The sequence below is a fragment of the Actinoplanes sp. DH11 genome (assembly GCF_020873875.1).
GTDB lineage: Bacteria > Actinomycetota > Actinomycetes > Mycobacteriales > Micromonosporaceae > Actinoplanes.
The window spans coordinates 44899-55069 of sequence record NZ_JAHWGU010000009.1; the positions used below are offsets into that span (position 1 = coordinate 44899).

General features: G+C 69.0%; 10 protein-coding genes. 3 read left to right on the forward strand and 7 right to left on the reverse strand.

Translation table 11 applies throughout. The annotated features are described in order from the left end of the window. Positions 1 to 44 precede the first annotated feature (44 nt). Complete coding sequence (locus tag LPA41_RS15005; protein WP_229070986.1) at positions 45 to 872, reverse strand: hypothetical protein; 828 nt, start codon at positions 870 to 872, stop codon at positions 45 to 47. A 3-nt stretch (positions 873 to 875) separates the two neighbouring features. Further along, positions 876 to 1373, reverse strand: a complete 498-nt coding sequence (locus tag LPA41_RS15010) for a SigE family RNA polymerase sigma factor (protein WP_229070987.1) — start codon at positions 1371 to 1373, stop codon at positions 876 to 878. A 214-nt stretch (positions 1374 to 1587) separates the two neighbouring features. Here LPA41_RS15010 and LPA41_RS15015 point away from each other — a divergent pair, with 214 nt between their 5' ends. Further along, the gene (locus LPA41_RS15015; protein WP_229070988.1) at positions 1588 to 2367 is read left to right on the forward strand and encodes a DUF3472 domain-containing protein; all 780 of its coding nucleotides are present in this window, start codon (positions 1588 to 1590) and stop codon (positions 2365 to 2367) included. A gap of 88 nt (positions 2368 to 2455) precedes the next feature. Here the strand turns inward: LPA41_RS15015 and LPA41_RS15020 are convergent, their stop codons facing one another. From LPA41_RS15020 to LPA41_RS15040, 5 genes are all read right to left on the reverse strand, one after another. Further along, positions 2456 to 2608 (reverse strand): hypothetical protein, encoded by a 153-nt coding sequence (locus LPA41_RS15020; RefSeq protein WP_229070989.1) that lies wholly within the window; start codon positions 2606 to 2608, stop codon positions 2456 to 2458. A gap of 101 nt (positions 2609 to 2709) precedes the next feature. Continuing rightward, positions 2710 to 3531, reverse strand: a complete 822-nt coding sequence (locus LPA41_RS15025; RefSeq protein ID WP_229070990.1) for a GntR family transcriptional regulator — start codon at positions 3529 to 3531, stop codon at positions 2710 to 2712. A gap of 10 nt (positions 3532 to 3541) precedes the next feature. After that, positions 3542 to 4801 carry an MFS transporter gene (locus LPA41_RS15030; protein ID WP_229070991.1) on the reverse strand — a complete coding sequence of 420 codons (1260 nt, stop codon included), beginning with the start codon at positions 4799 to 4801 and terminating at the stop codon, positions 3542 to 3544. A gap of 414 nt (positions 4802 to 5215) precedes the next feature. Beyond that, positions 5216 to 5944, reverse strand: coding sequence for an EcsC family protein (locus tag LPA41_RS15035; protein WP_229070992.1), 729 nt, complete (start codon positions 5942 to 5944; stop codon positions 5216 to 5218). Positions 5945 to 6138: 194 nt separating this feature from the next. Beyond that, entirely contained in the window at positions 6139 to 6768 is a 630-nt protein-coding gene (locus tag LPA41_RS15040) for a DUF4352 domain-containing protein (protein ID WP_229070993.1), read from the reverse strand. 123 nt (positions 6769 to 6891) lie between these two features. On the opposite strand from LPA41_RS15040, the gene LPA41_RS15045 reads away from it, so the two are divergent. Both LPA41_RS15045 and LPA41_RS15050 read left to right on the forward strand, forming a co-directional pair. Continuing rightward, positions 6892 to 8766 carry an N-6 DNA methylase gene (locus LPA41_RS15045; RefSeq protein WP_229070994.1) on the forward strand — a complete coding sequence of 625 codons (1875 nt, stop codon included), beginning with the start codon at positions 6892 to 6894 and terminating at the stop codon, positions 8764 to 8766. 104 nt (positions 8767 to 8870) lie between these two features. Next, entirely contained in the window at positions 8871 to 10160 is a 1290-nt protein-coding gene (locus LPA41_RS15050) for a serine/threonine-protein kinase (protein WP_229070995.1), read from the forward strand. Positions 10161 to 10171 lie beyond the last annotated feature (11 nt).

The following is a 10171-nucleotide window of genomic DNA, read 5'->3' on the forward strand; positions in this document are numbered from 1 at the left end:
CCGAAGCTGTTCAACGGCGGTATCCCATCACACCGCGTCCGTGGTCACGGGAAGAGGTACAGCTCGGGGGAGAGTGCCAGCTGGACGGCCTGCTCCGCGGAGAGTACGGGCATCGGCCGGGTCGCCACCGGGGGACCGTCGCCGACCGCCTTCCGGTCGGTGTTCGACGCCTGCACGGAGATTTCGCTGTGACCGCGGTAGACCCGGACGACGAAGTTTCGCGGTTCCGTCGCCGACAGGCTGTCGTCCTCGGTGCTCAGCAGCACGATCTCCCGGTTCGGTCCGGTCCGGACGGAACAGGGAAACCACTCGGAGCGCCGGCAGTCGTCCGCGGCTTTGGCGCCGAGCGACCGGTCCACCACCCCGACCGAGACGGACAGGTCACCGGTTCCGGCCGCGTCCCGGATCAGGGCCATGGCGTCCACCCGGTTGCCGATCGGGGGTTCGCCGCCGAGGCTGAACCCGGCCAAGGGCGCGGCCTCCACGCCCGGGGCCTGCGCGTACTCGGCGGCCGGCAGGAGCCGTGGCACCTCTGTGGTGAGGTGGCAGGTCACGCTGGTGGCGGCCCACTCCACCAGTTCCGGCGGGAGCGCCCGGTCGGCGGCGACAGTCCCGGCGGGGCGTGACCCGGGCGGGCTCGGGCACGGGCTCGCGGCCGCGAAGTTCGGGCCGAGAAGGCCGGTGCCGGTCACCACGGCCGCTCCCGCGCCGGCCAGCGCCACCGCCAGTCCTGCCCCGCCGACGCCGGCCAGCCGCCGGGTCCGGCGCGACCGGCGTCCGGCCGTGAGCATCGCATCGGCGGTCAATCCCATCGCCGGCTCGCCGTCAGTGACGTACTCCTGGAGGGCGTGCCGTACGTCCGTCTCCTGCATCGCCTACTCCTTGGTGAGCGTGGTGGCGCGGAACACGCCACGCATGGATTGGACGGCTCGTGCGGTCTGGCTCTTCACCGTGCCCTCGGTGACCCCGAGAATGGCGGCCACCTCGGCCACCGGCAGATCCTCCAGGTACCGCAGCACCACCGCGGCTCGCTGCCGCGGTGCCAGAGCGGCGAGCGCGCGGCGCAACTCCAGTCCCGCGGTGGGGTCGGCGCCGGTCGCTGCCCGCTCGGGCGGGTCGGCCATCAGGGACTCACGCCGCCGGGCCCGCCGATGTGTCAGGAACGCGTTGACCACCATCTGCCGGGCGTAGGCGTCCACCGATTCGTCGCGGAGGCGAGGCCAGCGCCGGTACAACCGGACGAAAGTGAGCTGCACCAGATCCTCGGCCGTGTGCCAGTCACCGCACAGCGAATAGGCGAGTCGGCGCAGCGGTTGCGCTCGTACGCAGAAGTATTCGACGAACTGGTCTTCCCAGTCTGCTCGGACCACCACGCCCCCTTTCCGTCGGCCACCCGTACTACTCCTCAGCAGGCGGAAAGGTTGCATCCACCGGCGGAAATAATTGGCGTCGGCCACCTTTGAGGTAATCCGCCCGGCCCGGACTGCCCGCCATTGCGGCGAATGGTCCGCTGTGCCGTTGTGGTCTTGATTGGTCCTCGAACAGGCTGATCGCGTCACCGGAACGCCTCACACCTGGGAGATCGCGATGAGAAAAATCGGCATCGGCATCGTCGCCGGCCTCCTCACGGCGGGGGCCGCGCTGAGCGGTTCACCGACGGCTGCGAGCGCCGCACCCCAGCATCAGAACGCCCACCTGTACGCGTACTGGAACTTCCACGGCCGCACCGGGTTCTGGAACGTCGACCAGCAGGTGCGGGTCGCGAAGAAGGCGCCCGCCAGTTACTGGGCCATGAACTTCGGGTTCACCGCCACCCCGAACGAGGGCGGGTACATGGGGTTGCAGACCAACGGCCGGCGATTCAACGGGACATCCGGCGACACCGCGATCTTCTCGCTGTGGAACGCGACAGCCACCCGGGGGCCGAACTGCGGCCGGTTCGGTGGTGAGGGCACCGGCATGAGCTGCCGGGTCGGGTTCACCATCAACACCGGGACCTACTACCGGTACCGGGTGTGGCGTCTCGATGCCGACTCGCGCGGCCAGTGGTGGGGTGCCTGGATCGCGAACCCGGTCACCGGCAAGGACACGCCGATCGGGCAGATCCGGGTGCCGCGGAACAAGCGGCTGATGACCACGCCGATGAACTTCAGCGAATACTTCGGGCCGGCCAGGACCTGCAACACGGTGCCGGTGTCGAAGGCCTACTTCACGCAGCCGGCGGCGAACTCGCGCGGCGGAGGCTCGTACGAGCACGGCTCGGTCTTCGCCTCGTCGCACCGAGGTCAGTGCACCGGTGGCTCGGTGCGGGTGGTCCGGGTCGGTTCCACCAAGGCCGCCGCGATCACCATGGGTGGCCGCCGGTAGCGCTGGTGATCAGAGAACGACGTACCCGGCCCGTCGGCACGTCACGACGGTGCCGGGTGCGTCGTTCGTCAGGTCGTGCACGCCCGGATCAGTAGCGGCGCTTGCTCTGCAGCCGGGTGAAAAGCCCACGCAGCCGGCGCTGGTTCTCCGGCTTGGCCAGCTGGCGACGGCCCTGGTCGACCAGCCGCCGACCCTGCGGGCCCTGCAGGAACGTACGGACACGGTTGGCGAGAGTTGTCATGTTGGTGCCTCCTCATCAGCTGTGTCACTGCTTTACCCATTCACCGCGTACGGGAATCCCGCTGTGACTTACCGTGCCCGGGCCGCGCTGTGCGAAGGTGCTCAGCTCTGCATGACCGACAACTGACCGGCGCCCGGCCGGATCAGGTGTTTCGCCAGGTAGACGACGGTGTCCTCGAGCCGGGCCGTCTGGGTGAGGATCAGGGCGGGCTCGTCGGCGTCGGCACCGAGGGCGGTCGCGCGGGACTCGCCGAGGATGCCGGCGGTGAACCGTACGACGCCGGTGCCGAGCGCGGGCCCGTACCGCTCGATCAGCAGCGACAGCAGGCTGCCGGTGACCGGGCCGTCGGTCATCCGCGCGGTGACGGCGGCGGTCTGTTCCGGGTCGAGCGCCCCGGCGGCGGCGAAGTGTTCCTGGCTGAGCGCGATGGGTTCGCCGTCGCGGCGGATCACCGTCTCGAAGAACCAGGAGCCGTCGTCCGGGGCCAGGCCCAGCTCCTCGATGACGAACGTGGACGTTCTCGGTTGCAGCATCGCCAGGGTGCGGTGCAGTCCGACGATGCTCCCCGGGGTCTCGAGCAGCTGCTCCAGGGGGCGGATGCGTTCCAGCCCGATCTGCGGCAGGGTGTCGGCGACGAACCGGCCGATGCCGCGTCGCGACACGATGAACCCGTCCTCGTCGAGGAGCATCAGCGCTTCGCGGACGACGGTACGGCTGACGCCGAGCAACCGGCCCAGGTCGGCTTCGGTGGGCAGCATCGAGCCCGGGGTGAGCCGGCCGGTGCGGATGCCGTCGAGGATGCGGCTGTGCACCTGCGCCCGCAACGGCATGGTGCGGTCACGCGTCAGTGGCGCGGACAGGAAGGAGAGCCGGTCGGCCACGTCTCTGATCGCTTCCGTGGGGCGGTGTTCGGTCGTACGCATCGTAGGTGCCTCAACGCAGGACCAGCTCGCGTGCCTCAACCGGCGCGGCGGGCCGCAGCACCGCGGGCCGCGCCATGATCGCGCCGGCCGCGGTGAGCACGGAGGCGCCGATCACGGCCGCGGCGGTGCCCGCGTTGTGCCAGTGGTCGGTCATCAGCCCGGCCACGTAGGTGCCGGCGCCGATCCCGACACTGAACGCGCTGACCACCCACGCGTTCGCCTCGGTCGCCAGCTGCGGCGGCGAGGTGCGTTCGACGACGGTGAAGACCAGGGTCAGGTACGGCGCCAGGCAGATGCCGCTGACGAAGGCGGCGCTCAGCCAGTAGACCGGCGGGGCCTGCACCCACGCGGTCGGCAGGTACAGCAGCGCGAGCAGGAACATCGCCGGGCGCACCAGGCGTTCCGGCGGGGTCGCGAACGGATGGCGGGCGACATGCACCGCGCCGGCGAACGCGCCGAGGCCGTTGAGGGCCAGCCCCCAGCCGGACAGCGCGGACACGCCGGCGTCGGCGGCGTGCGCGGTCGCGGTGATCGCCAGCAGACCGACCGGGACACCGGCCGCGACCTGCGCGCCGACCAGGGTGCGGATGGCGGCGACCCGCAGCGGCGACCCCCGCTTGCCGGTGTGCGTGGTGACCGGCGCGGCGTGCGCGAGAATGCGGTGCGAGCAGAACAGCACCGTACCGATGAGACCGAAAACGCCCATCGTGATCAGCGCACCCCGGGCACCGAAGACCGCGATGCTGATGGCACTGGCGAGCGGCCCCAACACGAAGATCATTTCCTGTACGGCGGCGTCCGCGCTGAACGCCTGCACCAGCTGCCGGCCCGGCCGCATGATCCGCGGCCAGAGGCTGCGCAGCACCGGCTCGACCGGCGGCGCCGCGAACCCGGCGATCAGTGCGAAGGCCGCGGCCGCGAATCGCATGCCGGGGGCGGTGAGCGCGATGCCCAGGAACGCGACGCTGGAGACGGCCGCGGAGGCGAGCAGCACCCGGCGGGCGTGGCCGGTGCGGTCGATGATCCGGCTCAGCCACGGCTGCCCGACGGTGCCGGCGAGGATGTAGAACGAGGTCAGCAGCCCGGCGAACGCATAGTCACCGCCGGCGTCGAGCACCACCCGCAGCAGTGCGAGGGAACTCATGGCCTGCGGCATCCGGGAGATCAGCGACGACGTGAGAAGCGTCCCCGCCAGCTTCACCTGCCGCGGACTCATCGTCTCCGGTTCGCCCATGGTGCCCTGCATCCCGCGCCCTCGTGTTTCAGTCATCGGTTGTTATACACGTGAAGAGTACTTGCCTGTCCGATGCGATGTCGCGGCGGTTTTCGCGTTGCCCATCACCACGGGACAGCCGGGTATCCCTCCTGCTGGCTGGGTGACCGGTAGCCCGTACTCCGGTGTTTGTCGGCCGCAAGAGGGCAGCCCTGAGCGCTCCGCGCGATGCTGCAGGGGTACGGGTGCGCGCCGAACAAGCGGCAGCCAGGAATGCGTTCGTGGACGGCCAGTCGCCGTCCTCGACCGCGCCGATCTTGCTGATGTCGAACGGCTCGTCGTCCTCGCGGCCGTGGCCGCTGCCGTATTCAGGATCGGCCGGGTTGTAGGAGGCATGCCGGACATCGACCTTGCGTGCCTCACCGCAGGTGCGGGTCGTGGCGATCGCGACGATTTCCCGTGCCGCCGGGGTCAGACGTCTGCCGGGAAGTTCGCCTTGGCCGCGCGACCGACCAGGGCGGTGAGGGTCGCGTCCACACCGGCTCCGATGAGGCCTCCCGCGATCGGGATGCCCTTGGCCAGGGTGAGCGCCGACCGCTGCGTCCCGTACTTGGCGATGAGCATGAAGCCCACCCGCGCATTGATCTTCCGGATGACGGCGATCGGGATGGCCGCGATGACCTGGGCGGTCAGCTTCGTCCCGACCTTGACGCCGACGCTGTGCAACGTGCTCGCCAGGGTGCCGCCCGCCGTGGCCAGGGTGACCACGGTCTGCACGTGCGGGTCGGAGATGTCGTAACCCCGCAGGTACGCGATCGCCCCGACAAGTCGCGCGTTGATCACCAGTGCTCCCGCCACGTTCGCGGGGAGCGTGACGGGCATGGTCACGAAGCCACCCAGGCCGGTGAGGAACCCGTTCGTGGAGGAGGCGGCCACCGACTCCTTGATCAGTCGATCGATCACCTGGTCGATCGCCGCCTCGCTCACGTGATCACGCAGCGGCCCGCCGTCAGCGGCGGCGAGCGGGCCACGCATGTCCGCGGCGACCCTGCCGAGGCGGGCCTCCGCATAGGCGATCGAACCGGTGATCGGCCCCACGCCGTCCTCGGTGACCTTGACGACCAGATTCTGGAAGTAGCGGACCAAGGCGTGGGAAGCGCCCTCGCCGTTCCCGGCATTGTCCGTCTCGTTCGTGTCCATGCTCATCTCCGTTCTCAGTACTTCCACGTGAGCTGTCGGATCGCTCAGGCGCTCTTGCGCCCGAGCCGCTGCCGCGCCACCTGCAAGCGTGCTCATCGTCTACCGGGCCTCGATCGAGTCGACACTGAGCCGCGGTGCCGTGGTGTTGCCCCCGACCTGTGTGTCGTAGCTGTAGCTGCTGAGGGTCCGGACGGTCACTTGAGGCTCACCGTCACGCCGCCGGAGAAGATCGAGTCGTGCAGCTCCAGTGAGGTGAGCTTGGTGCCCGCCGGCACGTCGAAGATCAGCTTGCCCTTGGCGGTGTTACCCGGATTGATCTCCTCCAGGAACAGCTGGCTCTCGCCGTTGACGTAGATCGCGGCCGCCGAGTCCACCGAGTACTCGACCTTCTCGGCGTCGAAAGCCTTCTGCGCCGAGTCGGCGAAGGTCTGCGCCTCCTTCCCGATGTTCTTCACCTTGACGTCGATCAGGCAGAACTCGCCCTGCGCCTTCTCGCCGACGAGGTCCGAGCCGACCTTGCCGACCCCGCACTTCACCTTGCTGACCGTGAACTCGAACTTCCCGTCCCGGGCACGATCCCCAATGCCGGGCGCCTTCTCCTTCTTCTCCTCCTTGGTTTCGGTGGTCTCGGCCTTCTCGGTCTGCCGCTGGGCGGCGGTCGCGGAGCCGCCCTCGGCGGTGGTCGCGGCGTCGTCGCCACCGCCGCCGATGGCGGCGACACAGCCGACCAGGACGAGGGCGACGGCGCCGCCGGCGATCCAGGGGAGTTTGCGCTTGCGCTTGGCGGGAGCGGCGGCGGGTGCGGGGTTCGGGGGGTACGTCACGGAAGCACTCCAATACGAGATGAGTTGTACACAGCGGGTCAGCCCTGCAACGCCGACAATGAAAGCACTTCCAAAGAACAGTGTCAACAAGCGCTCCCGTGAAGGGCTGTGTACACTCCAGGTGTGCAGCAGAAAGCGAGAGTCACCGCAGCCGACATCGCCCGTCTGGCCGGCGTCGGAAGAGCTGCGGTGACCAACTGGCGTAAGCGGTACAACACGTTCCCGGCCCCGGTCGGCGGCACTGCCGCCAGCCCTCAGTTCGACCTGGACGAAGTTGAGCACTGGCTGGCCCAGCAGGGCAAACTCCCGTCGGTCACGGAGGAGGACCGCCTCTGGCGCAGCCTGCTCGCCACGGCCGGTGATCCGTCGGAGGCGTTGGCGCTGGCCGGCGAACATCTTCTCGGCAACCGCCGACTGCCGTTCGAGGCGTTGCGCGGCGATCTCGACGTGCTGGCCGAACGACACGGTGTCCGTGCCGCCCTGGAACAGCTGTGGACGCGCTTCGCCGACCTGCCCGGCCAACGCTCCGCCAGCACACCGGACGCCCTCGCGGACTTGATGGCCTCCCTGGGCAGGGTTTCCGGCGGAGTGGTCCTCGACCCTGCCTGCGGCACCGGACGGATCCTGCGAGCCGTCGCTCGCGCCGGTGCGGCCGCCGTCTACGGCCAGGACAACGATTCCGCGGCCACCCGTCTGGCGTCGCTGTGGATTGATGCCAACGGCCTGACCGGTGAAATCCGTACCGGCGATTCGTTGCGCCACGACGCTTACCCCGACCTTAGCGTCGACGCCGTCGTCACGAACCTCCCGTTCGGTCTCGCCAACTGGGGCCAGGACGAGCTCGGCTACGACGATCGTCGTTGGGTCTACGGCCTGCCACCGCGAACCGAACCGGAACTGGCTTGGGTGCAACACGCGATCGCGCATCTGAAACCGGGCGGAACAGCCGTGCTGCTCATGCCCCCTTCCGCAGCCGGCCGGCGCGCGGGCCGGCGCATTCGCGGCGATCTGCTCCGCGGTGGGGCGATTCGCGCGATCATCGCGCTACCCCAGGGAGCTGCCGCGCCGCATGCCGTCGGCCTTCATCTCTGGGTCCTGCAACGGACGGGCAAATCAGTCCAGGATGTGCTGATCGTCAACGCGGGCGAGCTGGAACTGGAGGCCGCCTATCGGCAGACGAAGGAGGCCTACTCCCGGTTTCTCGCCGGGCAGGACCCGGCCGGCGGCATCGCGGCGGCGGTGCCAGCGATCGACCTGCTGGACGAGGACATCGACCTGACTCCGGGCCGCCACCTGCAGGGCCGCATGGTGTCGGCTGATTCCGCTGATGATCTGCGCGAGACCCGGGAGCGGCTGGCCCACATCGTCAACAGCCTTCCCTCGTTGCTGCCCTCCCTCAGATCCGAGGTTCCCGCTGCTGTGGATCATCCGATGATCTCGCTCGGGGAACTCGCCCGTACCGGAGCGCTGGAAATCCTCGGTCCTGTTCGTGGAGGTGCGGAATCGGGTGCGGCCGGCCGGATCTTGACCGCTCAGGATGTGTTCCTCGGGCGCCCGGCGACGGTTGTCACAAGTGCCGAGGACCGGGTGAATCAGGAGATTCCGTTGCGCGCCGGTGATGTGGTGCTGCCCATGATCTCGCGGGAGTTGCTCGCTCGGGTGCAGACCGAGGACGGTGTACTCCTCGGGCGCCAGCTCTGTCTGCTACGGCCCGTTCCCGACCAGCTGAACCCTTGGTTCCTGGCGGGACATCTGCGCACGTCCGCGAACGAACGGCTGGCAAGCAGCCTGTCCGGCTCCATGCGGCTTGATGTCCGCCGGGCTCAGGTGCCCCGTATCCCGATCGCCGAACAGATGGCGCACGGCGAGATCTTCCGGCAGCTGACCGAGCTGAATGACGCTGTGCGGCAGGCCGCCGCACTCGGTGCGGATATGACCCGGCTGACGGCGGACGGACTTGCCTCCGGCCGGCTACGTCCCGTGGCTGAGGAAAAGTAGGAACAACCCCACTGTTCGTGCCGGACGACAGTTCCCGGATGATCAGTCCTCCCGCGAAGCGCGGGGGCGTCCGGCAGCCTGCGCACCGCGGACGGGGAGGGACAGTGGAACTCGGTGATGGTAGGTACGAGCTGCAGCCACTGCCGCTCGCCCGCGGCGGAATGGGGGACGTCTGGCTCGGGCGCGATATCCGGCTGGATCGGGAGATCGCCGTCAAGTTCCTGCGCTTCCCGAACGGTGTCCCGGACGACGGACTGGTACGCCGTTTCGATCGGGAGTCACGCATCACGGCCAGACTCGAACACCCTGGTGTCCCCGCGGTGTACGACGTCGGTGTCCACGACGGCCGACCGTTTCTCGTCATGCAGCGCATTCACGGCATCAGCGTGGCCGACCTCATCGCGGAGCAGGGCCCGTTACCGATCGGCTGGGCAAGCGCCGTCGCCGCTCAGGTTTGCGCTGTGCTGATGGCCGCACACGGTGCCGCGCTCGTGCACCGGGATCTGAAGCCGAGCAACCTCATGCTGGAACCGGACGGCTCGGTGAAGGTTCTGGACTTCGGGCTGGCCGTAGCGCCGACACTTGCCGACTTCTCCACGATCACCAATACCCACCAGTCGTTGGGCACACCCGCCTACATGGCGCCGGAGCAGGTGGAGGCAGGTACCAGTGAGGCCGCCACCGACCTGTACGCGCTGGGCTGCACTCTGCACGAGATGCTCAGCGGCGAACGGGTCTTCAGTGCGCCTACCTCGTTCTCGGTCATGATGAAACAGGTGCGGGAAACTCCGCCGCCGCTCCGGTCGCTACGCCCTGAGGTTCCGGTCGAGCTGGAACAGCTCATTCTCGATCTGCTCCGGAAAAGGCCGCGGGACCGCCCTCGCAGCGCCGACGTCGTCTACCAGCGGCTGCTGCCGTTCGTCGCCGGTCTTGTCCCGTTACCCGGCGCCTTGCACCCCGCCGGAACCTCGAGCCCGGCTCGCTCCTATGCCGGCGTCCTCGCGAAGATCCCGGACAAGCCGGCCGTGACATCCGGCGACACGAGCGATCCTGACATGCTCCTGTTCCGGCATCACCTGGCCACCACGATGATGTCGCCGGAATGGCGCGAGATGATTCGGCACGCGGAGCAAGGGTTTCCGGATGTCGTCGAGTTGCTACGCGACCTGGCAGTACGGGAACTTCCCGTCCCCGTTCCCGGTCTCCGGCGGGACGGCAACTCCCGCCAGCCGGCACTGGCCTGGCCGGATCGTCAGATCGCGATGGTGCTGCCGCCCGGTGCCAACGCCGTCTGGGACACCCTCGCGGCAGTGGTCACCGTCGCCGCCGATTGGGACACGCGGCCCGCGGGCGCCTGGACGGCCGAAAGCCTGGAACAGCGGATCTCCCTGTGATCGACGCGGCC